We start from the raw sequence: 26,807 nt of genomic DNA, 5'->3' as shown, positions 1-26,807 counted from the left end.
TTGTAAATAATTTATACTATTTGTTTAATGAATCATCGTCTGATTCAAATGTTAAAGTTTCACCTTCTGAAACTTCTTTGGTTTTTGTTGTTGTAGTTGTTGTGACTTTTTCTTCTACTGGTCTAGTTGTAGTTGTTGCTTTTACTTTGCCAGTATCTAGTCTGTAGTATTTGTCTGATTTAAAGAAGTCATCAGCGATTTCTTTTACTTCGCCACTCATCATTATCAGACCAATCAAGTTTGGTATTACTACAAGTCCTAGTGTAAAGTCAAGGAATACTCCAGCATTATCAAATGATACGAATAATGCTAAAAGAATCATAAGTGATGCAACTACCCTCATAATTTTACCCACTTTTGTTCCAAATAAATACTCAGCTTGTTTTTCACAGTAAAATACGATTACTATGATTGTTGAAAGTACAAATAGGAATAAGCAGATTGAGATAATTATTGACCCCCATTGGCCAAATAATGTATTAAATGATCTTTCTACAGCAATTGATCTAACTGCAGCCATGTCAGCTTCACTCATACCTGGTTGCCATGTGCCTGTAAGGATTACTACAAGTGATGAGATTGTACAAACTATGATAGTATCAGCAAATACTTCAAATACTCCCCAAAGACCTTGTCTAGCAGGGTGATCTGTTGTAGCTGCAGCGTGTCCATAACCTGCAGAACCCATACCAGCCTCGTTTGAGTAAACCCCACGAGCTACCCCTTGAGAAATTACTTTTGAAAGTGCAATACCAGTTACACCACCCATAACAGCCTTAGGATCAAATGCACCTTGGATAATGTGGCCAAATGCTGCTGGTACTTCGCCAATGTGCATAATTATAATCAATAGTCCACATATAATATAAAATGCTGCCATGATTGGAACTAGTTTTTCAGTTACCTTACCAATTTGTTTTACCCCACCAAATACAACTATAGATACTAGAATAAAAATACCAATAATAGCGATTCTTTTAGCAACTAGTTCATCTACTGCAAGTGGTTTAAATACACTTTGGATTGGGTTAACAGCTGATAAAGTTTGAAGTGTGATTGATGGAAGGATTTCTATCATAAAGAAAAATGCTGCAAGGGAACCTAGGACTTTACCAAGATTGCCTTTAAGACCATTTTTTAGCATGTATGAACATCCACCAACGTGTTCTCCCTCTGCGTTTAGCTCTCTATATTTGATAGAAAGTGCTACTTCAGAGAATTTTGTTGCTTGACCAATGATTGCAGCAATCCACATCCAGAATATTGCTCCAGGTCCTGCAATGAAAATAATTGTAGGTGCTACTACAATATTTGCAGCCCCTATTGATGAAGCAAGTGCTGTTGTCATAGCTTGGAAAGCAGAAACTGTTCCATCACCTTGATTTTCTTTGGAAAACATTTTTCCAAAAGTTTGGCTCATTATGTAGCCAAAATGGCGCACTTGGAAAAATCCTGTTCTGATAGAAAGAAGCAATCCGCCGCCCATTAATAATACTAATAGAGGCCAGCTCCACAACCAATCAGTAAAGCGTGATATAGTATCTAACATAATTTTCTCCTTTTTTATAAGTTCGATATGACTTATAAATATTTACAAACCATCATCTTGATAAAAGTATATCATAATGAAAAATAGATATGGGACATATTCTGCCAAAAAAATTGTAAATTTAAGGCAAATGTTTTCATAAAATGGCACTAATTAAAATTTATAAATATGGCACTGATGAGTATTTTACAGACTTTGACCCAATATTTTTATGCTTTAATCTAACAAAATGTGATATAATAGTATAAAGTACTATATGTAAAAAGGAGGGATTAGTATTAAAAATCAGACAAATATCCAAGATGAATCAACATATTTTCAAGCGGATTTTAACCAATCAGTTTTAATAGACATGGGCAATGAGATTTGCTCCCTTGCCACAGATCCCCTCCTTCATACCAACGCCAGATTTTGGTATCTACGAAAAGGAGAGGCAGTTTTTAATATCCAAGGCGAAGACTACACCCTAAAAGAGGGCATGCTTGTTGGAATATTACCTTGGTACTACACTCAAATTATGGAAGTAAGAGAGCCTATCGAGCTTGATGTGATTGTTTTTGATATAGAGCTTATAAACATTTTCTTAAAAAAGACCAACGAAATGTTTGGCTCAGCCATGCAAATTGCAAATTCTATATCAGAAAATGCCTATGTGCTTTTAAATGAGGATGATAAAAAAACTGTAGAAACTATAATAAAAACCCTCAACCAAGAGCTTCACGCATTTAAAAACGGCAAGGCCTATGCCAATCAAATGATATGCATAAAGCTGATGGAACTTTCTCTCATCTTTGAAAAATCAACAGGCCAGGGTAAAAAAAAACTCCAAAAGTATAACAAAATAGAAATTTTCCACTATATATGGGCCCATTTGGACGAAAAATTGACTCTATCAAGACTAGCCCATATCTTCTACCTATCCGAGTCAAACATTTCAAAGTACATCAAGGAAGAAATTGGCCTAACTTTTACTAGCCTTACATCATTGATGAAGCTTACAAAACTAATGGGCTATCTAAATTTTTCTGAGAAAAGCTTGGAAGAACTTTCAGTCATTTTAGGATTTAAAGATGCCTCCCATCTTCTAAAATTTTTTAAGGCCAAAACAGGGCTTAATTCAAAAGATTATAAAAATTCCTATCATACAATAGAAAATAGTGACCAAGTCATAGACTACAATCAAATGGCTGAAATCATAGGTTTCTTGGTCAAAAATTATTATACAGACTTAGATATAGATCAAATTTGCGATAAATTTGACATTACTCCAAACAGTCTAAATAAGTCACTAAAATTTTATGTGGACAAGTCTTTTGATGAGTACATCAACTACATGATGGTTATAAATGCTGCAAGACTTTTGTTACAAACAGATGATTTGGTTTCAGTAATAGCCTATAAGGTTGGCTTTAATACAACCAAGACCTTTTACAGAAATTTTAAGAAAATTTACAAAATAAATCCAAACGATTTTAGAAAAAAAATAAATTACCAATTGGTAAATGTATAAATTTACCAAAACAAAAATCATTCCTAAAAAAGGAATGATTTTTTAAAGGTTATTTTCTTTTAATTTTTCATTCCCTAAGGCCTTTATGGTATCATCATGCATTTTTTTCTTGATATTTTTATCTTCATTTACAAAAAATGTATACAAGAGATCTACCATTATAGATAAGGGAAATTGGGGACTGATAACATTACCGTAGTTTAAATGTTTTAGGGAAGGAACCAAAATCAATTCGTCACAATATTCTTTAATTTCTTCTCTATTTTGAGAAGTTATTAAAACTGTTTTGGCGTTTTTTTCGTGGGCTTCTTTTAGAAAATACAAAACTTCCTTGGTCTCTCCACTGATGCTTAGGCAAATTACCAGATTATTTTCATTGTGAAAAACCGCCCTCATTTTCATATGGTCTGTGTCAGTTATGGAGTCAATATTTACCCCTATCCTCATAAAACGCATTTCCATCTCATTTGCAGCAAGGCCTGATGACCCCTTGCCACAAACAAAAACTTTTTGGGCAGTATTCATGTATTTTATTACCCTTTGGATCTGACTTTCATCTATGAGTGAGTAAGTTTTGTTTAATAGTTCTTGGTAGGTTTTTAGGACTTGGCTGACCTTGTCTGTGATCTCGTCCTTTCTTTCTATAAAATTTTGACTATATTCATATATAAACTCTCTATAACCTCTAAATCCGCATTTTTGGGCAAATCTTGATAGGGAGGCTTCTGATACAAAAAGCTTATCTGCTAATTTTTTTGCAGAAAAATCTCCCTTTTTATCATTATGGATGAAAAAATCTGCTATGTTTTTTTCTGTGGGTGTGAAGTTTTCGTAGTTTGATTCTATTGTTTCAATTACTGATTTTACATAATAGGGCATAAAAGCTCCTTAGCCTCTAGCTGTTTTATTTTTAAAATTATAAAAGGCTCCTAGCATACCTGCTGCATTTTGCTGGCTTGCAAATTTAAGGCTCACTGCATCATAAAGTGGTTTTTCCAAATATTTTTCTAGATTTTTATCGATTTTTTCATACAAATATTCCTCTTGAGCCATAATGCCGCCACCTAGGATAACTGTATCTGGGTTTAGTACATAAACCATATTTGATATTCCTATTGCTAGGACTTCGCACATTTCATCAATGGCTTTTATGCAGATTTCATCTCCGTTTTTTGCTAGGTCAAATACTTTTTTGCCATCCCAATCTTCTACGTTTTCATCTTTTAAGTCAGCAACTTTTTCTACTAAGGTTTTTGCAGAAGCTAGGGTCTCAAAAGTGCTATTTTGCATATTCATATATCCAATTTCCATAGCAGATCCAGAAACTCCATGGTAAACTTCTCCATTTATTATTGCACAACCGCCTATGCCTGTTCCAATTGTAAGGATTAGGGCAACTTCACTATCTTTTCCAGCACCTGATTTATATTCGGCAAGGCCTGCACAGTTTACATCGTTTTCTACATAGCATGGCAAATCATATTTTTCTTTTATAGGGTCTTTAAAATTAATTCCTGTATAGCCTGGGATAAGTTCTGAGGCATAGCGGATAGATCCATTTTTTGTATCCACCATACCTGCTGTGGATATGGCAACTCCTTCTACTTGATGATTATTTTTATAATCTCCCACAATTTTTAAGGTCTTTTCTAAGATTTGTTTACCACCTTTATTAGCTTCTGTAACAAGTTCGTGTTTTTCTAAGATTTCCCCATTTTCATTTATAAGGCCATATTTTATAAAGGTCCCGCCTATGTCTATGCTTATATACTTTTTCATATTTTCTCCTATTTATAGTTTTAAAAAGGCATAAGATCTATTGTCTCATGCCTTTGTTTAATTATATTTTGATTTTAAATATCGCTTTTTTTGTATAAACTGGGTCATTGATTTGTAAGGCTGTCATATGCACATCATTTGGATAGCAAACTAGAAAATCTCCCACCTTTAAATCTACTGAAGAATTTCTCTCGCCCTCTGCTGCTTGAAAGTCTTTTTGCTCATCATAGTCACCTAAGTCCATATCTTTTAAGAAGTTTAGGTCAATTCTTTCTTCTCCTAAAAGCATTAGGTGAAGGTCTAGGTATTCTTTGTGAGCTTCCCAAAATCTATTTTCTACTGTTGTTGTGTCATATTCTACTATATTTACAAAAAAGTCATCACCATTGATTTTGTGGATGCCTGCTTCCATGTTTTCCATATCATTTTCTTTGTAGTAGTCAAAGCAAGCTTTGATTTTATCTTCTAAGTAAGCGTATTCTTCTACATTAGTAATATTTCCAAATATCATATTATTCTCCTATTGTTGATTATAAACTGTTGAGTTTACTGCTGGTACATCTTTTATACCCTTTACCTTATTATAAATTATAGATCCAATTACTCCAACTACTAATGACACAGCTATAGAAATAATTGAGTAAGACCAGAAAGAAACTTTGGCTGGATCTACAAAATATTTTATATAAACCATTACTAAAGAAGCTACTATAAAGGCAAGGGTTGCTCCAAATTTATTAGCTACTTTTGTAAAGGCACCTAGGATAAAGATACCAACTAGGATTCCTAATACCAATCCCATAAATCCGTTAAACCATTCGTAAGCTGATTTTACTTCTCCATGAGCTAAGATGATTGAAACAACTATGGCAAAAACACCAACTAATAAAGAAACTCTTTGGCCGATTTTAGTTTGTCTTTCAAATGACATTTCTTTTTTATTTAGTGTTGATTGGATATCAAGGGCCCAGCTTGATGCAACTGAGTTAAGTCCTGTTGATAGGGTTGATTGGGCTGCTGCATAAATAGCTGCAAGTAATAAACCTGTAACTCCTACTGGAAGCTCATATGCAATCCATGATGCAAAAATTTGGTCTTGTTGAGCATTTGGTGGTAGTGGATTGCCTTGGACTTGGTAGAAAACATATAGTCCTGTACCTATTAGGTAAAACACAGTAGCTATAAATATTGATAAACATCCATTACCAATCATCATTTTTCTTAATTGTTTTGAATCATTTGTTGTTGTAAATCTTTGTACAATATCTTGACTTGATACATAAGAACCTATTGTATTTATACCAGCTCCTACAATTAATAAAAATACACTGTCTCTTAGGATATTTGCATCAAACATTGGTTGGTCTACTGCTAAAAATTTATTATTTGTAAATAGTTCGTGGCTTATAGCGCCCATGCCACCATTGATATTGCTAATTAGGTAGATTAAACCAAAAGTAACCCCAATTAGTAAAACAGATCCTTGGATAAAGTCTGTCCATAAAACAGATTTAAGTCCACCTGAATAGGAATAAATAATTGCTATTACTCCCATAATAATTATAAGAATATCTACATTTATGCCCATAAGGCTAGATAAAACCATACATGGCAGATACATAATGATAGACATCCTACCAATTTGATAGATGATAAACATGATTGCCCCAAGGACTCTAAGGCCCTTAGATTTATATCTTATTTCTAGATATTGGTATGCTGTATCTATATCTAATTTTGCATAAATTGGCAAAAAGAATTTTATAGTAAATGGTATAGCAATTAGCATCCCCAATTGAGCAAACCACATTATCCATGTGCCTGCATAGGAGTTTCCTGCAAGTGATAAAAAGGATATAGGACTTAGTAGGGTAGCAAAAATAGATACTGATGTTACCCACCAAGGAATAGATCCGTCACCCCTAAAGTATTCCTTGCCCTCCATTTTCTTTTTTGAAAAGTGAAGTCCTGCAAAAAGTACTGCTCCTAGATAAACTATAAGTATTATTAAGTCAATTGTTGTAAAACCCTGCATATTTTCTCCTACTTAGCCAATATATTTTTCTTTTGCATCTCTTATCATAGATGCTGCTTCTTTTACAATTTTTTCATCTTCATCATTTAATTCAGCTAATGGTTTTCTAACAGAGCCTATATCTAGATCTTCATTTTCTCTTAAAATTGCTTTTATAACTGCATACATATTGCCATGACCTGAAACCATTTTATAAATTATTGCATTTATATCGTATTGGATACTGCGAGCTTGCTCTAAATTTCCATTTTCAAAGTGTTCATTCATTTTTAAGAATAATTCTGGCATTGCCCCATAAGTTCCACCTATACCGGCTTCAGCTCCGATTAATCTTCCTGAGATAAATTGTTCATCTGGGCCGTTGAAGATTATGTAATCTTCTCCCGCATCTTGTTTAAAGATTTGAATGTCTTGGACTGGCATTGATGAATTTTTTACACCGATTACATTAGGATTTTTTCTCATCTCTGCAAATAAACTTGGTGTTAGGGCAACTCCTGCAAGTTGTGGGATATTATAAATTACAAAATCTGTATTTGGTGCTGCAGATGAAATATCATTCCAATATTCTGCAATAGCGTATTCTGGAAGTCTAAAATAAATTGGAGGTATAGCTGCAATAGCATCTACTCCCAGGCTTTCTGCATGGGCTGCAAGTTCCATAGAATCTTTAGTATTATTACAAGCAACATGGGCAATTACCGTTAATTTGCCTTTTGCTTCTTTCATAACATTTTCTAAAACGATTTTTTTATCTTCAACACTTTGGTAGATGCACTCTCCAGAAGAGCCGTTTACATAAACACCCTTTACACCTTTTTCTATAAAGTATTTGATTAAGTCTCTAACTCTTTCTGGGCTGATGTTTCCCTCATCATCATAGCAAGCATAAAATGCTGGGATAACACCTTTGTATTTGTCTAAATTTCTCATAATTACGTTTTCCTCCTGTTTAAAATTTTTATTTTTTAGTTTTCTGAAAGTTTTTCAACAAAGTTTTTGGTAATCACTTGTGGTCTGGTGATTATTGATCCTACTACTACACTATGAGCACCAAGTTCTATAACTCTTTTTGCCTTTTCTGGAGTATTTATATTGCCCTCAGCTATGACTTTTCCATTTGCCTTTTCAATTATTTTTCTTAAAATTTCAAAGTCATTTGCCTCAATCTTATCCCCTTTTGATTGGTCAGTGTAGCCAACTAAAGTTGTGCCAATAAAATCAAAACCTAGTTCATCTGCATGGAGTGCTTCTTCTACTGTCGAGCAATCTGCCATTAGCAGTTGATTTGGATATTTTTCTTTGATTTCATTATAAAAATCATCGATACTCTTCCCATTTGGTCTTAAGTCACTTGTGGCATCTAGGGCTATGATTTCTACTCCAGTTGCTGCTAGCTCATCGATTTCATCCATAGTTGGAGTTATGTACACCTTAGAATCGTCATAATCTTTTTTTACAATTCCTATAATAGGTAAATCCACTTCTTTTTGAATTTCTTTTATGTCCGCTGCAGTATTTGCTCTGATACCACTTGCCCCGCCTTGCTTTGCAGCTTTTGCCATGCGACCCATTATAAATGAAGAATGCAATGGTTCATCTGGCAAAGCTTGGCAAGAGACTATTAACTTTCCCTTTAAAGCTTCAATCTTATTATCGATCATTTTGCCCTCCTAATTCATGAAAACTATATCCTAAATTGAATTTATTTTCAATATATAATCATAAATCAGAAATTAATTTCAACGCCTACTTTCTTATGATAACATTTTCCTGTTTTCCCTCAATTTTTTGAAAGTATATTCAAAATTTTACTAAAAACAGAAATAAAAAACAGTAGCAAAGCTACTGTTTAAATTTATTCCCCATCTAAAACTGTATCTGAAAACACTATAAAAATATCAAATCCTGGTGTTTTTTTAAGGGATAGGTATCCGTATTCTACAAGATTTATTTGAGGATTTTCCTTATAACGCTTATCAGGACTGCCGTCTTTATTGGCATGTTCATATGATTTGCCCAGAACTGTCGCATCTGCTGGAAGATTTTGATCTTCTAAAAATGTCATTTTTCCTAAGTCTATTTCCATCTCATTAAAGGATAGGGCAGACATTTTTGAACCCTTTTTGATAAATACTGAATCTGGCAAGAAAATTAATTTTATTTGCCCAGCATCCAGAGTGAAGGTTTCAGCATTTGTTTCTATCTCATCATTGCCCTTAAAATAGGAAATATTTTCTCGGGAAATAATTTTCATATCGGCCCCGCTTGTCTCTGGCAAATCTTCTGCTTCATTTACAAGCCATACTTGATCTGACTCCATGATGCCTTCTAGCAAGTTATTTGTAACTTCTAATTCTTTTTTTGCATCCTCGCTCATCTCATAATCAAGCCTAATAGTCTGATTGTTTTTGTTATATATCCAAAAAATCACTCCTAGAATAGAAATTATTACAAAAAACGGATTGATAATTGCAAGAAGTATGCCGATTGCAATCAATCCAATGGCAATATAAGTGTTGGTGCGATTTTTATTACTTGCAACTAGGACATCTTTCATATCATTTGAGCGAATATTAGTCAAATCATTATCAAAAGTTTTTGTGTTTGCACTTTGTGTTTTGCTTCTACCAGCTGTATTTGTATTTTTTTTGCCTGTAATTTTTTTATGAGGATTGCCAAAATCTTTTTGGTAGCCAATCCCAGTTCCCGGTATATAAGCTGATCCTCTGATATTTCCATTGGCAGTGCGGGTTATACGAAATCCCTTGCCTCCCCAAGAAAATCCTGGCCCAGACTTACTCATATTTATCCTAAATCCCTTGCCAAGATTTATACTTTTTCTAAATCTAAATCCCATAATATTCTCCTTAAAAATATTATACCAAAGATAATATTTTTTATTAAATCTTACAATATTTAACTTGACTTTTAATATTATCAAGTATAATATAAGTGTAAATAAATTTTATTAAAACCTATTTTAAGAAAGGGGTTTAAATGACAAAATTTAATAAAATTAGAACATCAATTCCAGCTTTTTTTAATGCTTTAAAAAATAAAAATACACCAATCCCAGCAAAAATTGCAGTAGCAGTTGCAATTGCCTATGCATTCATGCCTGCAGATGTTGTAGTAGATGCCATTCCATTTTTAGGATGGTTTGATGATGCCCTTGTAATGACAATATTATTTGCCATCGCAAACAAAATGATCCCTGACTATGTAATGGATAAGGAAAAAAATGAAATTATCGATGATGTAAATTATGAAGTAATGGACTAAAAAATAACCCAAGCCTGAGGCTTGGGTTATTTTCATTTTAAAGACTTACTAGTATATTTAAAATTATAGCTAGGACTACTGATATAGCAAACATTAAAGGAATTACAAGGCCTATAAATCTTTCTCCCTTAATCTTATCAAAGCTTTTATTTACTATATAATAAGAGGAAAAATAAGCTAGGGTAACTACTGTAAAAAACGAGCTTATAAATACCAGATCATAATCTCTCATCATATATCCTGATATTAAAAATATAAGTGTAGGTATGTAAAGATATCCTAGCCCATTTAAAAATGTCATGCTTTTCTTATTTACTTTTACTTCTTTCAATTCTTTCCCTCCTTTTGATTTTACTATTTTGCTCACTATCCTTAGTTACTTTGATTATTTCAAAGCATTTTTCTTTTGTTTTTATAGTTTTTGCTAATAATTCTTTCTATTATGGTTATAGCAACTATAAAAAACTTAAATCAGGCTATGTGGCCTGCTTTAAGATGTGATTTTTTATATATAAATATTTAATCAACTCTTCTATCAAAAATATTCCTGTAATGGCATATAGACCAATAAGTTTATTATATTCCCACAAAGATGCCTTATCTAAATTAAAAATCAATCCAGATTCAAAAATAAAAGATGAAACTAAAAAGATCAAGGCTTCTATTACAAATGATGCTACACTTAGTAAAACTTTTTTCTTTAAATTAAGTTCAGGCCTAAATCCATTATTTAAAAGTAAAATAGGAATCCATGCTAAGATCATTAACGTTATTATCACAATATTATTCATTGGTATGTAATTTACAAAAAAGTTTACAAAAAGAAATATTACTCCAATTAATAATGTAAATATTTTTCTTACCATGCTTCTATATACCCGTTATTAGGATGAGCATCATTTATATTTACTATTTCTGCAATTATTGTTCTTGAATCAGCTGCCCACATTTTTTCCTCATAAATTCTCTTTTAATATTACAACTTTCTTTACATATTTAATATTATATAGTTATAAAATATTGAATTCAATAAAAATTAATAATATGTATTTATAAAATATTAAACTATCAAAAATAGTATTACATATAAATTTGATAAATAAAAAATGTTTACATTTTATTCTTTTGATCTTTTTTGACTAAGTAGAGTATACCCTATTTAGTCTGTTAAAATATACATATAAAATAACTATTGTTTAAATAATCTATTAAAATTAATTAAATTTAGTATTTAAAACATATCTTTTTGGGTACATCTTGATTGAAAGGTGTTAATTAAACAATAACAAAGGAAGGTTATGGATAATAAAATTAGAGCAATAGCTGATGCTATATTAATAATTATATTTATTGCACAAGGTGTTTATTTGAGAGATAAATATAATATATTATCAAAAAAAGTAGATAATTTAAGTAAATTAATATCAGAAATGAGTGGCGATGTCGATTACAAAACCTTGAAAAAATTAAATTTAACAGATGAAGATATAGCAAAAATAATTAAACTCATTAATGATGGAAATAAATTAGAAGCAATAGAGTATCTGAATGATTTAAAAAATCTAAGCCATATCGAAGCATACAATATTATTAATAATTTAATTGGAAGTCAAGGTGAATAATTCTTTATCAATATTGAAAGACAAGTTACTTAAAATAGCATCTAGTATATTATTAATTGGATTTATATTCTAGTTTTCAAATCCATTGATCTCACAAGCTAAAGCTATAGATGAAATTGAAAAATGTACAAATGAATATTCTCAGATAGAAAATTTAAGTATGGATGATTTATCTGATTACGTTTACAGAGTAATTTTATCAGAAAAAGAAATATATGATAAAAACTTAGTAGATAATCAAAGCGAGATGGCATTAGTTTATAGAAATAATGGTATAGATGTTGGTCAAATCGAAGATAAAGCAAATGATAGCTCATCTGTAAGTACTAGATCAATCACTATTAATGGAAGTTGTGTTTGGGCTGTAACAAAAGCTTTAGGAAAAATAGGCTTAATAGCTGCTGGTGGATACGCAGTAGGTAAATTAACTGCAATAGCAGAAACATTGGGCAGTTTAAAAGATGCCGCTTACTTAATAGCTTTAGCTATCAAAGATCGTAATTTAAAATCCTATTTACAAGGTGTTGGAATCTCAAATTCAGATAAAATAGATATTATAATTGGAGCTGCGACTCAAATAGCATTATCTGTTACTGGAGTAGGTGAAGTAAAGAAAAATTGTTGGAATTGATTTATAAACAACAATAATTTTAATATATGATAAAAATATAAGAGGGTAAAATGAGCTGAACCCCAAAATCCGGAATACGGATGGAGGGGTTCAGCTCATAAAATCCTGCTTTTTTTGAAACTATCAATATACCCTTAGAATCAGGTAAATAAAAAACCCAAGTTTACGATAAAACTATTTTCTAATGGTTATTTTAAAATCGTCTGGTCTGTTACGCGTGTTTGCGATTTCAAAAACTTCCTTATCCAATAGTCTTAAAAACTTGGGTTCAGTGTTTAATTTAAAAGCAAATTTCTTTAATTACTCTTATTATAAGCAAATTTTGAAACTGGAGTGTGGTACTCACTTTTTCTTTCAGAGTTTCAAAGCGAAATGCTTTTTATATTTATCTCAATATCTAATATTTTTATTAAAGAAGATTTTCTTTTGCGTATTCAATTATATCGTCAGATTCGTACATTGCTTTTCCATCTACAACTAGACATGGTACTTGTACCTTACCTCCGACTTCTTCTAATTTACGAGCATTTTCCTCGCCGCAGGTTACATCTTCTATATTATAGGATGGAAACTTGATGATGTCATTATCTCTAAAAAAGTCTAACACCTTCAAGCAGAATGGACAATCTGGCTTAAAGTAAAGTTCAAAATCGTGTTCTCTTTCCATTGGACTATCCTCCTATCTTTCTAGTTGAAAATATATTTTCTTATTAATATAATACCCAGGAATTTTTATTCTAAACATCGTTTTCCTATTTTTTTAATGTTTTCGCTTAATTAAAATATTTGACAATATATTTTCAAAAACTATAATTTAAATATAATTTTATTTATGGAGGTTATTATGGATTACATAGAACTTGCAAGGGCTAATGAAGACCTTTGTATAGAAATGAGACGTGAGTTACATAAAATTCCTGAATTGGAATTAGAATTACCAAAAACTGTTGCCTATGTAAAATCAAAATTAGATGATTTTGGCATCGAATACAAGGAATATGTAAATGGCAATGGTCTTTCTGCCCTAATAGAAGGAAGTGAAGCTGGCAAATGTCTTGCAATTAGAGCTGACATGGATGCTTTGCCAGTTGCTGAAGAAACAGGACTTGAGTTTGCATCTACCCACCCAGGCAAGATGCACGCATGTGGTCATGATTCTCACACAGCAATAGCCTTAACTGCTGCAAAAATTTTAAATGAAAACAAGGATAAATTAAAAGGATCTGTAAAATTTATCTTCCAACCAGGAGAAGAAATCCCAGGTGGTGCAAAACCAATGATTGATGAAGGAGTTTTAGAAAATCCAAAAGTTGATTTCATAATCGGTATGCACGGAGGACATTTGGCAGAAATTCCACGCGGATCTATTGCCTTTAAGGAAAATGAAATGATGGCTGCTATGGATAAGTTTACTATAGAAGTAAATGGTAAAGGCGGACATGGAGCAAGCCCACATCTTGCTATCGATCCAATTGTAATTTCTGGGGAAATCCTAATGGGACTTCAAAAAATTATTTCAAGAGAAATAGCTCCAGTAGATTCTGCCCTAGTTTCTGTTTGTAAAATAAACGGTGGTTTTACCCAAAATATCATTCCAGACAAGGTAGAAATGATGGGAACAGCGAGATCTCTTAGCGAAGATGTAAGGGATATTGTAGAAAAAAGAGTTATTGAAATCTCAGAAGGCATTGCAAAAACTTACGGCGGATCTGCTGATGTAAATTACGAAAGATTTTACCCAGTACTTAACAATGACCCAGAGTTTACCGGTCAAATTAAAAATATTGTAAGCGACATACTTCCAGAAGATGTATTTGACCTTAGAAAACCAGTTATGGGTGGAGAAGACATGGCCTTTTACCAACAAGAAGTTCCTGGCTGCTTTATGTTTTTATCAAACCTAGGAGAGCACTCAGATGGCGTTTGCTATCCAAACCACAACTCCAAATTTAACCTAGATGAGTCCCTATTCTACAAGGGGGTTGCTACATTTATTGCATCTGCCTTTGAAATATTAAAATAGGAAGAGATTTTATGCACAAATTTAAAATAAAAGATGACCTAGGCATGCATATTACAGTCCTGATTTTGGCTATAATAAGCATCCTAATCGGTCCAAAAAACTTAAATGTCGGAGGAATAACAATAGTATTTTCTCCCCTGATTTGGGCAATGGTTCTATCATTTGCCGTTTATATGTCACCAATTAAAACTTTAACAGAAAAAGAAGCTCCAGCTGCAAACTCTATGATGAGTATCATGCTTGCAATTTTAATTGCAAAACTAGGAGTAGCTAGTGGATCACAACTTGAAGCTATCAAAGAAGCTGGCCTTGCCCTTGTTTTACAAAACTTTGGTAACTTGGGTACAATTCTTATTTCTCTTCCAATTGCCATGCTTCTTGGCCTAAAAAGAGAATCTATCGGTATGTGCCACGCCCTAAGTAGGGAATCAAACGTAGGTCTTATCCAAGATAATTATGGGGCTCAATCTCCAGAATTTAGGGGAGTAATGGCAGTTTATATTATAGGAACAATTTTAGGGCCTATAATTTTAAGTATCATTACATCAATTACAATTTCTCTAGGAATAGTTAGCCCACAGGCAGCAGCCATGGGAACTGGAGCAGGGTCTGCTTCTATGATGACAGCAGGACTTTCTGCACTGATTGCAAACTATCCGCAATATGAGGCAGAAATGACAGCCTTTGCTGGACTTTCAAACCTAATTTCCAGTGTAATTGCTCTACCACTTGGTATATTTTTGGGATTGCCGCTTACAGAATTTTTATACAAGAGATTTGATAAGCTAAGAGGAGGAAAAAATGCAAAAGTTCAAAACTGATTTTCCATCCATATTAATAGCCCTATTTTTTACAATAATTGCTTGTACTGTTGCAAATATGATTGGCTATGAAAGTCTGGGCAATTCTCTGCCAGGCATCTTAGTTTTGTCAGCTATTACCCTAGGAGGATATTTCTTATCCTATGTAGTACCACTTAAAAAAGTTTCGGCAGTACTTTGGATTTCAATTATTGCAATCCTTATTTCAAGCCCAATCTCACCAATATCTGATTTTGTTGTAACAAGTGTCGATAGTCTAAATATCAACGCAATTATTACACCAATCCTAGCCTACGCCGGAGTTATAATCGGTAAAGACTGGGGAGCATTTAAGTCAGTTGGGATAAAGGGAGTGATAGTTTCTATTTTTGTAATCATAGGAACATTTTTAATCTCAGCCCTACTAGGTGACTTCTTTATGGGTATTTTCAACTAAAAAAATCGCTAAGTTTTATCCTTAGCGATTTTTTTTACTTTATTCACTTTCAAATGTTCTAGAAAAATCAGAAAACCACTTTAATTCTTCTGCAGTTTTCTCATCCCAGCCGTATTGGTCAATTAGAAATTCTTTAAAATTTTCTACACTTGATAAATCTGCGTCCAAAGGCTCACTTTTTAATGCGCCCCAATGATCTATGGCTAGCTGGCCATTTTTATTACATATATCTTTTATTTTAAAATCCATATCATAATCCTTTGCTACAATATAGATACTCAAATAAATTTTATAGGTCTACCGGTGCCATCAAAACTTTTCCAGATCCCCTGTATACATTTACAAAACCTTCACCACTGGCAGCGGATCCTATTAATGACCTTGTTGTTCGCTCAACAGTAAATTTAAGTGAAGAAGACCAAGCTATTGCAAAAGATCCGTCTATCCTTAGCTCATCATTATCAAGTTCAACCTCAATTAGCTCATTTCTTGCGACTGGTGATTCCAAAGCCACCACTCCATTACCAAATAAACCTAAGTTAAACAATCCTTCTCCACCAGCAACTGCAGATGAAATTGAAGATCTGGCTACTGTTTTGTGGTCTAGGGATGATTCGCAAGCTAGAAAATATCCGTCTTCTAAAACTAGGCCACCATCCCAATTATCAACATCTAGTAAAATTATGTATTTATAAGTTGGTTCTAAAACTACCATACCTGAGCCGTGGTATTCTGGCTTTATGGCTGATTCGTTGGTTACAGATGATCTTATACTTTTGCTAAAAAAATCTCCCACACCCTTGATACCTGTACCAGCATTTACATCACCAACCATCCATTGCATAGCTCCTTGTTGGAGGGTAACTGGATTTACTGATAAGTCACAAACTAATTGTTTAAGCCTAACCCCCATTTGGGCGGCAAAATATTCTTTTTGGGCAGTTTCTTTAGTAACTGATAAGTCTCTTTTGTATTCTGCTATCCTAAAAGCTCCCTGTTGGTCAGTAATCATTATGTCATCATTATCTATAAAATTATTAATCTTAAACACATCTGCCTCCTTTTGCTTTTATTGTACCAAAAATTTGTTAATTTTGTATATAACTTAACTTTAAACAAAAATGCATTTTACTTAATATTTGATTTTAATATTATTCAAGTGTATATTGAATATAATTAAAGGAGAGATATATGGCTATAGATGTAATTCCTGACTGGATGAGTAATTTAGATGATGAAGATATAAATTTTATTAAAAACTTTTTACTTGCATCGGGTTCTTTAAAAGAAATAGCAAAGCAGTATGAGGTTACTTACCCTACTGTAAGGCTTAGATTGGATAAACTTATCCAAAAGATTGAGATTAATGAAGATAATGCCCAAGATCCATATGTGGGTCTGGTTAAAAAACTTGCTGTAAATGACAAAATTGATTTTGATACAGCGAAGATTCTAATAAATGAATATAGGAAAAGGAAAGGAGTCTAGTATGCGAAATACTAATTTTTACTTATTGATAACTTTGTTAGTTTTTATAGGAGTTATATTTGTTCAAGTTAAACTTTCATCTACTGATAGTAAGTTCTTTGGTTTGATATTGCCTGGTATAAGCTTTATATTATTATCTTTAGGTTCACTAACATACGATAGCATTGGAGTAAGTAATAATAGTAGTATTTTAGGTCAATTCTTTGGTTTTTTGATTGCAAATATCCCAACATTTATATTATTAGCAATATACTTTGGAGTGCGCGAGAAAAATCGTGTTAATAAGCAAATAGAAAAAATGAATATAAAAGATTTATAAATAAAAAAGACGAACCTCGAAGTTAGGGTTCGTCTTTTTTAATATCAATAATAAGACTGGCAAAAGCACTCTATTATTGCTAATTTGTTCCTATAATATTATTCTTTACCTTTAAATCACAAGGATAAGTGGGAATTTATCTTTAAGTATATAAATTTAGCAGCATCTTATTAGTCAATTATCATATACCAATCGTTAGATTTAATATTTTCAAAATTTATTTTATTATTAGAAAAAATTTTACCATTAAATGGAATCTCATAGCTTAATTTTTTTCCAAGATGAACTATGTTTATGATAGCCTTGTTATCCCTGGTATCAAAATTTAAAGATTCTATTTCATTTGCTGGTAGCAAGCTGAAGTCTCCCTTAGTGGAATTAGAAATTTCTTTTTCGTATATACCCTTGCTAGTAAAATTTATTATAAATGTTCTATTAGAATCAAAAACATTGTAGCTTGTTGAAGCTAAGAGTTTAACCAGCCCTTTGATTGGTCCATTGTGCTTTATAGCAACTAAGTAAGCATCATTTTTTCCAAAATTTTCTAATACTTTATTATCTATATTATTTTTGTCATTGAAAAAAAGTCCCATATTTACTCCTCTTTTTAATCAAAAATAAATACTTGCTTGATATCTTTATCCAAAACTTTGCATATTTTGTAAGCTGTCTCTAAAGTTGGGCTTATAGTTTTATTTTCATAGGCCATAATCGATCTTCTTTTTAGACCAACAGCCTTGGCCAAGCTATGTTGAGATAGGCCTTTTTCCTTTCTAAATTCGGCAATTCTATTTTCTATTTTCTATTTTTACTTCAACTTGTTTTTGCAATACTAGCTCCATTATGGTTACATTTATAGTACTAAATTTGTTACATTTATAGTACCATTTTATATTTCTCTTGTCAAAAAAAGACTCCAACGTATATGGAGTCTTTGTCTTTATAAAAATATGGTCAGCATCAGCAAAGGACCTACTACCAAAAGTAACCCTGGTAAAAATACCTTCATTGCTGCTAGAAACATTGCTAATTTATCATCTTTTTCTAGATTATTTTCATCTAACAAGTTTTCTTTTTCATAGATTTCATCGGCGTTTTTGCCGCTAAATCTATCTATAGGCTTTTTCATAGAGCGCTCATTTCTTCTAGGTCGTGCTCTTCTTTATTTTTTAAAGCTTGATTTTTCTCATATGCTCTTTGTTTTTCTTCTTCGCTTACTTCCATCAAGTGACAAGCTACATAGTGGCCCTTGCCATAATCTTTTAGTTGTGGTTGGTAAGTTTTACATATATCCATAGCATATTGACATCTGGTGTGGAAACGGCATCCTGATGGTGGATTTACTGCTGAAGGAATGTCTCCCTCAATTGTTTGCAGTTCTTGACCTTGGTCCACATCTGTTCTAGGAATTGCTTGTAAAAGAGCTTTTGTATATGGATGCATTGGATTATCAAATATTTGCTCTGTGTTTGCAAGTTCTACCAAAACTCCTAGATACATTACCCCGATACGGTCAGAAATGTATTTTACAACTGAAAGGTCGTGGGTTATAAATAGGTAGGTCAAATTGTTTTGATCTTTTAAGTCTTGAAGTAGGTTTATAATTTGTGATTGGATTGAAACGTCAAGGGCAGATACTGCCTCATCGCAAACTATAAAGCTTGGTTTTAGGGCTAGGGCTCTTGCAATACCGATTCTTTGTCTTTGTCCACCTGAAAATTGGTGAGGATATCTGTGTAAGAAATATGGTGCAAGTCCACATTTTTCCATAGTTTCTTGGATGTATTCGTTATATCCTTCATCTTTTCTTGATTTGAATAAATCATGGCCTAGGACACCTTCACCTATGATATTTCCAACTGTCATCTTTGTATCTAGCGATCCATAGGGGTCTTGGAAAATCATTTGTAGGTCTTTTCTCATCTCACGCATTTCTTCATCGTTTAGCTTTGAAAGATCGATACCATTGTCTTTTTGGCTTTCAAGCTCTTCAAAGCCTTCTTTGCCTTTTAGGGTATCTCTATATGCTTCGATATTATTATATTTTTCACCAACTACTTTTGATAATTCAGATCTTTTTGCAATTAACTCTTTATATCTTGGGTCATTATCACGTTTATTGTAATATTCGTCCCATTCTCTAGATCTCATTTGGAGTTTTTGCTCAAATACATCTATATCAGCAATAATTTTTGCACGTTCACGAAGGCTTGTGTAGTAGTCATTTAACAGACTTTGGACCTTATCTAGGTCATCGGATACTAAAAGTCCACCAGCAATTCTTATCATATTTAGATATTTTTCTTCGATATCGCGGCGTTTAAACATTGCCTTTTCATTGGCTGCTGCACGAGCTTCATCGTCAGCTGCATTTTCAAGCTCAGCATAGATATCATTTAGCTCATCATTTGCATTTTTGTAGCTTGGAAACTGGCTAGATATATTTTTTATCATGGTGCCCATATATTCTGGGGCAACATCTTCTAAAGTTTTTCCGTAATATAGGGTTGTTCCCTCTGTTTGGTCATAAATTTGTAAAAGTGTTCTACCAAATGTTGATTTACCACATCCGGATTCTCCTACTAGACCTAATGTTTCACCTTCATAGATGTCAATAGAAATTGATTCATTGGCATGAACATAGGAACTAGGTCCTTTGTTAAATAGACCTTTTTTCTTAAGAGGGAAATATTTTTTAAGATGTCTTATCTTAAATAGGACCTTTTTTTCGTTAGTATTTTCCATCTTCTCTTTCCTTTCTATTTGGATAGTGACATCTGATTCTTTGGTGTTCATTAACTGCGACTAATTCTGGCATTTGGTTTACACATTTTTCTGTGGCATATTTACATCTATCTGCAAATTTGCAACCCTTTGGTAGATTTAATGGGTGTGGCACAGATCCAGGAATTATATCTAATCTTTGATTTTTATCACTTGTAATTGATGGAATAGAATTTAGTAATGCTACTGTGTAAGGATGGTTGTAGTCTGTAATATCTCTTTTAAAAATATATTCTACTGGAGATTGTTCTACAATTTGTCCTGAGTACATTACCGCAACTTCATCTGCCATTTGGTTAATAACACCAAGGTCGTGGGTGATAAATAGGATTGATGTATTAAGTCTGTGTTTTAAATCATTCATCAATCTTAAAATTTGCGCTTGGATAGTTACATCTAGGGCTGTTGTTGGCTCATCTGCGATTAATAATTTTGGCTCGCAAGCTAGCGCCATAGCGATCATTACCCTTTGGTTCATCCCACCTGAAAGTTCAAATGGATATTGTTTTGCTACTATGTGTGGGTTTGGGATTTTTACAGAAGCTAGTAGTTCTTCACATCTTTTAGCTGCTTGATGTTTATTCATATTTCTATGAAGCATAAGGACTTCTGAAATTTGTCTTTCTACTGTAAATACAGGATTTAGGGAGCTCATTGGCTCTTGGAAAATCATTGAGATTTCATTTCCCCTGATTTTTTCCATTTGGCTTGTCTTATATTTTACTAAATCTTCACCCTTATATATTATTTCACCATCATATATTTTTTGGTTTGGTTCAAATAATTGCAAAATACTCATAGCAGTTTGGCTTTTACCAGAACCAGACTCACCTACAAGTCCTAAAGTTTTACCCTCATCAACTGTAAATGATACACCATTTACAGCTTTGATAAGGCCTTTTCTTGTAGAAAAATATGTGTGAAGCTTGTTAATTTCTAATAAACTCATTCTTTTCCTCTATCTCTCATTTGCTCTAGGGTCTATTGCATCACGAATTGCATCCCCCATTAAGTTTACAGAAAATGATACTAAAAATACTGCAAGTGCTGGGAATACCCATCTCCACCAGTAAGTATTTAATACTTCTGAACTTTGGGCAGCAGATAGCATATTCCCCCATGATGGTGTTGGCTCTTGTACACCAAAACCTAAAAATGACAAACCTGATTCTGTTAGTAAGTTGCCTGCATAACCTAAGGTTGCGTTTACAATTACTATAGAAAGGATATTTGGCAAGATATGCTTAATCATTATTTGAGAATTTTTTACACCAAGTGCACGGGCAGCAGTGATGTAATCACGCTCACGTTCTGCAAGGATTTGTCCACGTACTAGACGAGCTAGTCCTGTCCAGCCTAGTAAACCTAAAAGCACCATCACCATAGTAATTCTTTGAGTTTGGCTTGCTCCTGGTGGCAATAATGCTGATAGTGAGATAAGCATTGGATAAAATGGGAATGATGAAATAATTTCAGATACCCTCATTAAAATATTATCCACACGACCACCTGCAAAACCTGCAATCATACCTATTATTACACCAAGTACAACTTGGATTACAGTTGAGATTAGGGAAATAAGCATGGTCATGCGACCACCATGAATTAATCTTGTAAAGATATCACGGCCTTGATCATCAGAACCAAATCTAAATCCATTTAGTCCCCAAGTTTTGATATTTCCTTCCTTATCTACTGCATATTGGTTAAAGTATGATGCATATATTTGGTCAAAATCTCCCTCTGGAGCATTTAGCTCACCGTAATTATCTTTTCCCCAAGTATAAAGTTTGCCGTTTTCATCTAAGGCAGTAAAAGTTGTATCTCCACCTTGGATATCTACAATTGGCGCTTCAAAATCTGGGACTTTGTCTCCAGAAATACCATCTCTGCTTGGACCCCAAACATAAAGTTTTCCTTTATCATCAAGAGCTGCTGCAGATGAGCTAGTAAGGGCAACTTTTTTTACAAACACAGATCCATCAGTAAGTTCTTTTGGCATAGTTGTTTGGTTTTCTGCACCAAGCACACCGATAAGTTGAACTGTACCGTCAGTTTTGGCTACTAAAATATTGATTGGAGATGTATCAAAATCCTCTACCTTACCTTGTATATCAGATGGGATTAAGTTTAATCGACTGGCCATTGTTGATCCCCAAACCACAAGATTTTTTGCTTTTGTTTGGACAACAGAGTATTGAACACCTGCACCAAGTTTTTGGATGCCTTCAGTTTTAATTTGATTTTCTTGCATTGGGGGCATTTTTGTTTGTTCAAAGGAATTATTTCCCCAGCCATAAATTTCGTTATCATCAGTTGCAAGTAGGATATGTCTATCACCTGCTGCAACATCAGTTACTTTTTTGCCTTTGATAGATTCTTTTACACTATCTGGAATAGATAGTACATGATCTTCGTTATCAGATCCCCAAACATAGACATTATCTTCATTTGTAAGACCTACTGCAAATGTGTTACCAATCGAAATTCTTCTTGTACCTTCTTTTTCCATTTCTTTTGGAAAATTCATGTATGCCCCACCAGGTGCTACATTTGTAAGGTTACCTTGAGAATAATATTGGTTAAATGGTAGAATCGCGCTACCTACAAAAACCACTAGGATAATTGCAATAAACATTACAAGTCCTAGGACTCCAAGTGGATTTCTAAAGAAGTTTCTTACAGCAACTTTTCCTGGAGAAAGGATTGCTTCTTCTTTTAAATCCTTGTTTTCGCTTGAAGGATCTGGCCCTTGACCAAAATTTGAATTTGGATTGTTAAGATTTTCTCTTATATTTTCATCTAATCTTTCATCCTCTGGAATTCTTGTTTCATTTTCTATATCTGGCGCATCATTTGCAAAGGTAAAAGCAGAACGGAAATAAGATTTTAAGAATCTTCCATAAGACTTTAATGATTTATTAAAAGTTTTATTCATGATTTCACCTCTTAAGCTTCTAATTTAACTCTTGGATCAACTAGGGCATAAGCTATATCCATTATCAAGTTGCCTAAAAGGGTCAGTATGGCATAAAACATTGATAAAGCTAAAATTACGTTATAATCTTGGGCAATAACTGCAGTTATAAGCTCATTTCCTATTCCCCTGTATGCAAATATACGTTCTGTAATAGCAGATCCAGAAAACATACCAAGTACAGCCCAAGTAAGAGCAGTAACTACTGGGATAAGGGCATTTCTAAAAGCGTGTGAGTATATAACTGTTTTTTCTTTAAGTCCCTTAGATCTTGCAGTTCTAATATAATCTTGATTGAGGGCATCAAGCATAGAGTTTCTTACATATCTAGATAAAGATGCAAGAGATCCTACAGTTAGGGCAATGGTTGGTAATGTCAAATATCTTACCCATTGGCCAAATGTGTTTTCCCTAGGCATACCATTTGGAGGCAACCATCCTAATTTAAATGCAAAGAAATAAATCAAAAGTAAGCCTATAAAGAATATAGGAATGGACATACCTATTAAAGTAAGGGTCTGGAAAGTCTTATCAAAGACCCCACCCCTATGGGTGGCCGACCTTATACCTATCAAAATAGATAATACAAATGAAATAATTGTAGATCCAATATTTAGATAAATAGTATTTTTAAGTGGTTCTCTTAAGTGGTCTTTTACTGGTTTTTTTACTCTAAGTGATTCTCCAAAATCTCCCTGTAAGGTTCTGCCTAGCCATCTTACATATTGCTCAGAATAGGATTTATCAAAACCATAACGTTCTTTTAAATTTTTATACATTTGAGCTTCCTGCTCTTTTGTCATAGCAGTACCTTGTGGCATCATAGCTTGGATAGGGTCCCCAGGCATGGCTTTAGAAAAAGCAAAAAGCATTATAGAAATGATTAAAGCTGTTGGAATCATGCTTAAAATTCTTTTTACTATATAACGAAACATAACTTTCCTTTCTATATTGTTACATAAAGAAATTTTTAAATAATTTTACATAATTTTTATTAATAATTCCTTAATAAATTCATATTTTAGGATTTTATTAAAAAGTTTGAAACTTCCAAAATAACAATTTTTATAAATAATATATTAATATAATCGCTAATTTTTGTCAACTTAAAAACACCTGTATTATCAGTAAAAATTGCCATTTTAGAGATAAAAATAATAAGTTTTTAGACTATATATTTATACAAACAAATTAATAATAATTTCAATTAAAAGATAATATTTATTTATAAATACTAAAAAAGCCCACTAGATGTGAGCTCATTTAGTTTTATAATTTATTTGACTATTTTAATTTAACAGCGTTAATTTGATCTTCGATACCCCATGATGGTGTATTTAGTTCAAATCCTTCTACCCTTGGTGTGTATCCTGTGTGGAACAAGTTTGAGTAAAGTGGGATTTGTGGTAGGTAATCATTGTACCAAAGTTGGAATTCTTCCCAGTTATCTAGGTATTGTTCTCTATCATCTGGTGGAGTTTGACGTAGTTTTACTGTCAATTCATCAGCTTTAGGGTCGTTTGTTCTAGATTTGTTGTCGTTACCTTTTGAGTTATATTGTGCCCATGGGTCATATACTTCATCGAATGTTTGTGCCATTGAGAATGCTGTGTATTCCGCATCTTCTTCTGGGAATACATAGTACTCTTGAAGTGTTGGGAATGATCCAGCTGTGATGTTATATTCCATACCTGCTTGTTTTGCATTTACTGGAAGTTGGCTATTCATTAAGCTTGTGATTGGTGATTCTTCAGAACCATATTGGTTTACTACAAGTTTTTCACCTTTGTCATTGTATCTATAGTAGTCAAAATTATCAGCGTCTTTGTTAAATGATTCATCAGCTTTTGCACGATCCCAAGGTGTTGTTCCATCTGCTTCAAATTTGTATGGTGAATTGTCAAGTAATTCGTTAGCTGTATCAATGTTTAATTGATAGTTTGTAAACTTTCCTTCTAGGTCAGCTCCTCGTTCTTGGTACATCCATTGGCTAAGACCATATGCACCATTTGTTACTACCCCATATCCACCTGCAAATGATTGAACAAATGTGTTTCTATCCATTAGATGAGCAATTGCTTGGCGTACTTCTTTGTATTGAGTTGTTCCTCTATCTGTTAAGAAGTTAAGTGAACCGTAACCATTTCTTTCAAATGAGTTTAATTTGATTTTGCCAGCTTCTTCTGCTGCCTTCATTTTATCGATTTTGCCGCCGTCAGCTTCTTGTTGCCATACGTCGATGTCCCCATTTTCTAGTAGGTCTATAGATATATTATCATTTACGTATTGAACGATGATGTGTGGAATTGTAGCTTTATCTCCTTTGAAGTTACCTTGATATTCAGGGTTTAGAGAAAGTTTAACCATATTGTTGTTATATTCATCAAATTTGTATGGTCCTGGAACTACACTTGGTGCTGTTCTGTATTCGTTATATACATTTAGCATAGCTTGTTCGATAAGTTGTTCTGTTGGGTCAACATCACCGTCAAGTTTTTCTTGAAGACCTGCTATTTGTTTTTCATGAGCAGCTTTTTCTTCTTCTGATGCTTTATCCTCTACTTCTTTGAACTCTTCGTTTGCTCTATTGATTTGTTCTTGAACTGAGTCTTTGTATTTTTTAACTTCTTCTTCACTTGGTTGATAGCCATCTTTAGCAATTAATTTTTTACCATCTTCGCTTAATGCTAGGTTTTCAGAAACTGCATGCATTGGAAAAGCTGGTCTAGCTGCTAGGTATTTTTCGTAGTAGTAAGGGAGTTGTGATGCATCAATTGTGTACTTGAAAGTATGATCATCAACTTTTTCTACTGCTTCAAATGTATCAGATTCACCTGAGTGGTAAGCTTCATTGCCCTTACCAAATAGGTCCCCTGGATTTATTGATCCTGTAAGTGGCATAAATTCTGGGTGAGTAAATAATAATGAATAGAAGATATAATCATCAGATGTTAACTCTTTACCATCTGACCATTTTAGACCTGGTTTGATTTTGAAAATATAGGTTCTTGAACCATCTTCATTATCTTTTGCTTCAGGTTCACCTTCTAGTACTGCTGAGTTTTCAATCCATTCACCATTTTCATCGATAATCATTGTGGTAAAACTGTTTGATCCTTCGATACCTAGTAATTTTCTGATTTTAACGTCATATGCTGAATTTTGCCAACCTTCAAAAAAGTCACCGGAAAATTCTGGACTACCGATAACAAGAGTGTCATCACTTGTTTGTGTTTCGAAGTTTTTTAAATCTTCTGCACTTTCTTCATCTAATTCTTCTTCAGCATTGTCTGCTGTTTTGTCATCATCTTTTTTATCTTCACTTGAGTCTTGGCCGTCTTTATTTTCTTCAGCATTTTCTTCTGCTGCTTTATCTTCTGTTTTAGCTTCGTTATCTGTAGAAGTGGTTGCTGAATCTGTACTTCCTCCACAAGCTGTTAGGGTTGTTGCTAGTCCTAAAGCCATTAGGGAAGAGAAAACTTTTTTCATTTTCACTTTGCTTTCCTCCATTAAATTGTGATATGAGTTATTTTATGCCAAAAAAATAT

At 33.1% G+C, this 26,807-nt stretch carries 30 protein-coding genes; 9 read left to right on the top strand and 21 right to left on the bottom strand.

Annotated elements, in window-relative coordinates; all coding sequences use genetic code 11:
* Positions 1-16 precede the first annotated feature (16 nt).
* Complete coding sequence (locus ACKRLN_RS07860; protein ID WP_416334798.1) at positions 17-1,549, bottom strand: alanine/glycine:cation symporter family protein; 1,533 nt, start codon at positions 1,547-1,549, stop codon at positions 17-19.
* Positions 1,550-1,901: 352 nt separating this feature from the next.
* Here ACKRLN_RS07860 and ACKRLN_RS07855 point away from each other — a divergent pair, with 352 nt between their 5' ends.
* Positions 1,902-3,059, top strand: a complete 1,158-nt coding sequence (locus ACKRLN_RS07855) for a helix-turn-helix transcriptional regulator (RefSeq protein WP_416334797.1) — start codon at positions 1,902-1,904, stop codon at positions 3,057-3,059.
* Between the two features lie 42 nt (positions 3,060-3,101).
* Here ACKRLN_RS07855 and ACKRLN_RS07850 read toward each other — a convergent pair whose 3' ends face one another.
* The 7 genes from ACKRLN_RS07850 to ACKRLN_RS07820 form a co-directional block, all read right to left on the bottom strand.
* Complete coding sequence (locus ACKRLN_RS07850) at positions 3,102-3,938, bottom strand: MurR/RpiR family transcriptional regulator (protein WP_416334796.1); 837 nt, start codon at positions 3,936-3,938, stop codon at positions 3,102-3,104.
* A gap of 9 nt (positions 3,939-3,947) precedes the next feature.
* The gene (locus ACKRLN_RS07845; protein ID WP_416334795.1) at positions 3,948-4,838 is read right to left on the bottom strand and encodes an ROK family protein; all 891 of its coding nucleotides are present in this window, start codon (positions 4,836-4,838) and stop codon (positions 3,948-3,950) included.
* 61 nt (positions 4,839-4,899) lie between these two features.
* A complete protein-coding gene (locus ACKRLN_RS07840) occupies positions 4,900-5,349 on the bottom strand; it encodes a YhcH/YjgK/YiaL family protein (protein WP_416334794.1) in 450 nt (149 codons plus the stop codon).
* A 9-nt stretch (positions 5,350-5,358) separates the two neighbouring features.
* On the bottom strand, positions 5,359-6,873 hold the full coding sequence (locus ACKRLN_RS07835; protein WP_416334793.1) for a sodium:solute symporter: 1,515 nt from the start codon (positions 6,871-6,873) through the stop codon (positions 5,359-5,361).
* Between the two features lie 12 nt (positions 6,874-6,885).
* Entirely contained in the window at positions 6,886-7,806 is a 921-nt protein-coding gene (locus ACKRLN_RS07830) for a dihydrodipicolinate synthase family protein (protein WP_416334792.1), read from the bottom strand.
* 35 nt (positions 7,807-7,841) lie between these two features.
* The gene (locus tag ACKRLN_RS07825) at positions 7,842-8,537 is read right to left on the bottom strand and encodes an N-acetylmannosamine-6-phosphate 2-epimerase (RefSeq protein WP_416334791.1); all 696 of its coding nucleotides are present in this window, start codon (positions 8,535-8,537) and stop codon (positions 7,842-7,844) included.
* A 194-nt stretch (positions 8,538-8,731) separates the two neighbouring features.
* Positions 8,732-9,733 carry a DUF4236 domain-containing protein gene (locus tag ACKRLN_RS07820; RefSeq protein WP_416334790.1) on the bottom strand — a complete coding sequence of 334 codons (1,002 nt, stop codon included), beginning with the start codon at positions 9,731-9,733 and terminating at the stop codon, positions 8,732-8,734.
* A 140-nt stretch (positions 9,734-9,873) separates the two neighbouring features.
* On the opposite strand from ACKRLN_RS07820, the gene ACKRLN_RS07815 reads away from it, so the two are divergent.
* On the top strand, positions 9,874-10,158 hold the full coding sequence (locus ACKRLN_RS07815; protein ID WP_416334789.1) for a YkvA family protein: 285 nt from the start codon (positions 9,874-9,876) through the stop codon (positions 10,156-10,158).
* A 37-nt stretch (positions 10,159-10,195) separates the two neighbouring features.
* Here ACKRLN_RS07815 and ACKRLN_RS07810 read toward each other — a convergent pair whose 3' ends face one another.
* Both ACKRLN_RS07810 and ACKRLN_RS07805 read right to left on the bottom strand, forming a co-directional pair.
* Positions 10,196-10,489 (bottom strand): hypothetical protein, encoded by a 294-nt coding sequence (locus tag ACKRLN_RS07810; RefSeq protein WP_416334788.1) that lies wholly within the window; start codon positions 10,487-10,489, stop codon positions 10,196-10,198.
* Positions 10,490-10,634: 145 nt separating this feature from the next.
* Complete coding sequence (locus tag ACKRLN_RS07805; RefSeq protein WP_416334787.1) at positions 10,635-10,937, bottom strand: hypothetical protein; 303 nt, start codon at positions 10,935-10,937, stop codon at positions 10,635-10,637.
* Between the two features lie 519 nt (positions 10,938-11,456).
* Between ACKRLN_RS07805 and ACKRLN_RS07800 the strand changes: the two genes are divergently transcribed.
* Positions 11,457-11,780: a hypothetical protein gene (locus tag ACKRLN_RS07800; protein ID WP_203127120.1), complete on the top strand. Its 324-nt coding sequence runs from the start codon at positions 11,457-11,459 to the stop codon at positions 11,778-11,780.
* A gap of 85 nt (positions 11,781-11,865) precedes the next feature.
* Complete coding sequence (locus tag ACKRLN_RS07795) at positions 11,866-12,411, top strand: hypothetical protein (RefSeq protein WP_416334786.1); 546 nt, start codon at positions 11,866-11,868, stop codon at positions 12,409-12,411.
* A 409-nt stretch (positions 12,412-12,820) separates the two neighbouring features.
* Here ACKRLN_RS07795 and ACKRLN_RS07790 read toward each other — a convergent pair whose 3' ends face one another.
* Positions 12,821-13,078: a glutaredoxin family protein gene (locus ACKRLN_RS07790; protein WP_203127122.1), complete on the bottom strand. Its 258-nt coding sequence runs from the start codon at positions 13,076-13,078 to the stop codon at positions 12,821-12,823.
* A gap of 177 nt (positions 13,079-13,255) precedes the next feature.
* Between ACKRLN_RS07790 and ACKRLN_RS07785 the strand changes: the two genes are divergently transcribed.
* From ACKRLN_RS07785 to ACKRLN_RS07775, 3 genes are read left to right on the top strand one after another with little or no spacing between them, the layout of a single operon-like run.
* Entirely contained in the window at positions 13,256-14,434 is a 1,179-nt protein-coding gene (locus ACKRLN_RS07785) for a M20 metallopeptidase family protein (RefSeq protein ID WP_416334785.1), read from the top strand.
* Between the two features lie 11 nt (positions 14,435-14,445).
* Complete coding sequence (locus ACKRLN_RS07780; RefSeq protein ID WP_416334784.1) at positions 14,446-15,255, top strand: DUF3100 domain-containing protein; 810 nt, start codon at positions 14,446-14,448, stop codon at positions 15,253-15,255.
* Entirely contained in the window at positions 15,236-15,691 is a 456-nt protein-coding gene (locus tag ACKRLN_RS07775; RefSeq protein WP_416334783.1) for a hypothetical protein, read from the top strand. Before ACKRLN_RS07780 ends, ACKRLN_RS07775 begins: the two co-directional genes overlap by 20 nt.
* A gap of 39 nt (positions 15,692-15,730) precedes the next feature.
* On the opposite strand, the gene ACKRLN_RS07770 is transcribed toward ACKRLN_RS07775, so the two are convergent.
* Positions 15,731-15,940 (bottom strand): hypothetical protein, encoded by a 210-nt coding sequence (locus ACKRLN_RS07770; RefSeq protein WP_416334782.1) that lies wholly within the window; start codon positions 15,938-15,940, stop codon positions 15,731-15,733.
* A 40-nt stretch (positions 15,941-15,980) separates the two neighbouring features.
* The gene (locus ACKRLN_RS07765; protein WP_416334781.1) at positions 15,981-16,742 is read right to left on the bottom strand and encodes an AIM24 family protein; all 762 of its coding nucleotides are present in this window, start codon (positions 16,740-16,742) and stop codon (positions 15,981-15,983) included.
* A 140-nt stretch (positions 16,743-16,882) separates the two neighbouring features.
* On the opposite strand from ACKRLN_RS07765, the gene ACKRLN_RS07760 reads away from it, so the two are divergent.
* Complete coding sequence (locus tag ACKRLN_RS07760) at positions 16,883-17,179, top strand: DUF2089 family protein (protein ID WP_238390468.1); 297 nt, start codon at positions 16,883-16,885, stop codon at positions 17,177-17,179.
* Between the two features lies 1 nt (position 17,180).
* Positions 17,181-17,498, top strand: coding sequence for a hypothetical protein (locus ACKRLN_RS07755; protein WP_296143309.1), 318 nt, complete (start codon positions 17,181-17,183; stop codon positions 17,496-17,498).
* Between the two features lie 170 nt (positions 17,499-17,668).
* Here ACKRLN_RS07755 and ACKRLN_RS07750 read toward each other — a convergent pair whose 3' ends face one another.
* The 8 genes from ACKRLN_RS07750 to ACKRLN_RS07715 form a co-directional block, all read right to left on the bottom strand.
* Positions 17,669-18,091: a histidine kinase gene (locus tag ACKRLN_RS07750; RefSeq protein ID WP_416334780.1), complete on the bottom strand. Its 423-nt coding sequence runs from the start codon at positions 18,089-18,091 to the stop codon at positions 17,669-17,671.
* 14 nt (positions 18,092-18,105) lie between these two features.
* Entirely contained in the window at positions 18,106-18,297 is a 192-nt protein-coding gene (locus ACKRLN_RS07745) for a helix-turn-helix transcriptional regulator (protein ID WP_416335391.1), read from the bottom strand.
* A gap of 141 nt (positions 18,298-18,438) precedes the next feature.
* A complete protein-coding gene (locus tag ACKRLN_RS07740) occupies positions 18,439-18,627 on the bottom strand; it encodes a hypothetical protein (protein ID WP_203127137.1) in 189 nt (62 codons plus the stop codon).
* The gene (locus ACKRLN_RS07735) at positions 18,624-20,243 is read right to left on the bottom strand and encodes an oligopeptide/dipeptide ABC transporter ATP-binding protein (RefSeq protein WP_416334779.1); all 1,620 of its coding nucleotides are present in this window, start codon (positions 20,241-20,243) and stop codon (positions 18,624-18,626) included. Before ACKRLN_RS07735 ends, ACKRLN_RS07740 begins: the two co-directional genes overlap by 4 nt.
* Entirely contained in the window at positions 20,230-21,231 is a 1,002-nt protein-coding gene (locus tag ACKRLN_RS07730) for an ABC transporter ATP-binding protein (RefSeq protein ID WP_203127139.1), read from the bottom strand. Before ACKRLN_RS07730 ends, ACKRLN_RS07735 begins: the two co-directional genes overlap by 14 nt.
* 9 nt (positions 21,232-21,240) lie before the next feature.
* Positions 21,241-23,220, bottom strand: coding sequence for an ABC transporter permease subunit (locus tag ACKRLN_RS07725; RefSeq protein WP_416334778.1), 1,980 nt, complete (start codon positions 23,218-23,220; stop codon positions 21,241-21,243).
* An 11-nt stretch (positions 23,221-23,231) separates the two neighbouring features.
* The gene (locus ACKRLN_RS07720) at positions 23,232-24,194 is read right to left on the bottom strand and encodes an ABC transporter permease (protein ID WP_296143296.1); all 963 of its coding nucleotides are present in this window, start codon (positions 24,192-24,194) and stop codon (positions 23,232-23,234) included.
* 349 nt (positions 24,195-24,543) lie between these two features.
* The gene (locus ACKRLN_RS07715) at positions 24,544-26,748 is read right to left on the bottom strand and encodes an ABC transporter substrate-binding protein (RefSeq protein WP_416334777.1); all 2,205 of its coding nucleotides are present in this window, start codon (positions 26,746-26,748) and stop codon (positions 24,544-24,546) included.
* Positions 26,749-26,807 lie beyond the last annotated feature (59 nt).

It is taken from the genome of Anaerococcus sp. AH8042_DFU013_CI05, from assembly GCF_047936775.1.
Lineage (GTDB): Bacteria > Bacillota > Clostridia > Tissierellales > Peptoniphilaceae > Anaerococcus.
The sequence above is the reverse complement of the archived record's forward strand: the minus strand, read 5'-3'. Positions and strand labels throughout refer to the sequence as shown.

Bases quoted from the DNA above. Each gene is read 5' to 3' on its own strand.
- ACKRLN_RS07860 (WP_416334798.1), bottom strand. From the start codon at position 1,549: ATGTTAGATACTATATCACGCTTTACTGATTGGTTGTGGAGCTGGCCT.
- ACKRLN_RS07855 (WP_416334797.1), top strand. From the start codon at position 1,902: ATGGGCAATGAGATTTGCTCCCTTGCCACAGATCCCCTCCTTCATACC.
- ACKRLN_RS07850 (WP_416334796.1), bottom strand. From the start codon at position 3,938: ATGCCCTATTATGTAAAATCAGTAATTGAAACAATAGAATCAAACTAC.
- ACKRLN_RS07845 (WP_416334795.1), bottom strand. From the start codon at position 4,838: ATGAAAAAGTATATAAGCATAGACATAGGCGGGACCTTTATAAAATAT.
- ACKRLN_RS07840 (WP_416334794.1), bottom strand. From the start codon at position 5,349: ATGATATTTGGAAATATTACTAATGTAGAAGAATACGCTTACTTAGAA.
- ACKRLN_RS07835 (WP_416334793.1), bottom strand. From the start codon at position 6,873: ATGCAGGGTTTTACAACAATTGACTTAATAATACTTATAGTTTATCTA.
- ACKRLN_RS07830 (WP_416334792.1), bottom strand. From the start codon at position 7,806: ATGAGAAATTTAGACAAATACAAAGGTGTTATCCCAGCATTTTATGCT.
- ACKRLN_RS07825 (WP_416334791.1), bottom strand. From the start codon at position 8,537: ATGATCGATAATAAGATTGAAGCTTTAAAGGGAAAGTTAATAGTCTCT.
- ACKRLN_RS07820 (WP_416334790.1), bottom strand. From the start codon at position 9,733: ATGGGATTTAGATTTAGAAAAAGTATAAATCTTGGCAAGGGATTTAGG.
- ACKRLN_RS07815 (WP_416334789.1), top strand. From the start codon at position 9,874: ATGACAAAATTTAATAAAATTAGAACATCAATTCCAGCTTTTTTTAAT.
- ACKRLN_RS07800 (WP_203127120.1), top strand. From the start codon at position 11,457: ATGGATAATAAAATTAGAGCAATAGCTGATGCTATATTAATAATTATA.
- ACKRLN_RS07790 (WP_203127122.1), bottom strand. From the start codon at position 13,078: ATGGAAAGAGAACACGATTTTGAACTTTACTTTAAGCCAGATTGTCCA.
- ACKRLN_RS07785 (WP_416334785.1), top strand. From the start codon at position 13,256: ATGGATTACATAGAACTTGCAAGGGCTAATGAAGACCTTTGTATAGAA.
- ACKRLN_RS07780 (WP_416334784.1), top strand. From the start codon at position 14,446: ATGCACAAATTTAAAATAAAAGATGACCTAGGCATGCATATTACAGTC.
- ACKRLN_RS07775 (WP_416334783.1), top strand. From the start codon at position 15,236: ATGCAAAAGTTCAAAACTGATTTTCCATCCATATTAATAGCCCTATTT.
- ACKRLN_RS07770 (WP_416334782.1), bottom strand. From the start codon at position 15,940: ATGGATTTTAAAATAAAAGATATATGTAATAAAAATGGCCAGCTAGCC.
- ACKRLN_RS07760 (WP_238390468.1), top strand. From the start codon at position 16,883: ATGGCTATAGATGTAATTCCTGACTGGATGAGTAATTTAGATGATGAA.
- ACKRLN_RS07755 (WP_296143309.1), top strand. From the start codon at position 17,181: ATGCGAAATACTAATTTTTACTTATTGATAACTTTGTTAGTTTTTATA.
- ACKRLN_RS07750 (WP_416334780.1), bottom strand. From the start codon at position 18,091: ATGGGACTTTTTTTCAATGACAAAAATAATATAGATAATAAAGTATTA.
- ACKRLN_RS07740 (WP_203127137.1), bottom strand. From the start codon at position 18,627: ATGAAAAAGCCTATAGATAGATTTAGCGGCAAAAACGCCGATGAAATC.
- ACKRLN_RS07735 (WP_416334779.1), bottom strand. From the start codon at position 20,243: ATGGAAAATACTAACGAAAAAAAGGTCCTATTTAAGATAAGACATCTT.
- ACKRLN_RS07730 (WP_203127139.1), bottom strand. From the start codon at position 21,231: ATGAGTTTATTAGAAATTAACAAGCTTCACACATATTTTTCTACAAGA.
- ACKRLN_RS07725 (WP_416334778.1), bottom strand. From the start codon at position 23,220: ATGAATAAAACTTTTAATAAATCATTAAAGTCTTATGGAAGATTCTTA.
- ACKRLN_RS07720 (WP_296143296.1), bottom strand. From the start codon at position 24,194: ATGTTTCGTTATATAGTAAAAAGAATTTTAAGCATGATTCCAACAGCT.
- ACKRLN_RS07715 (WP_416334777.1), bottom strand. From the start codon at position 26,748: ATGAAAAAAGTTTTCTCTTCCCTAATGGCTTTAGGACTAGCAACAACC.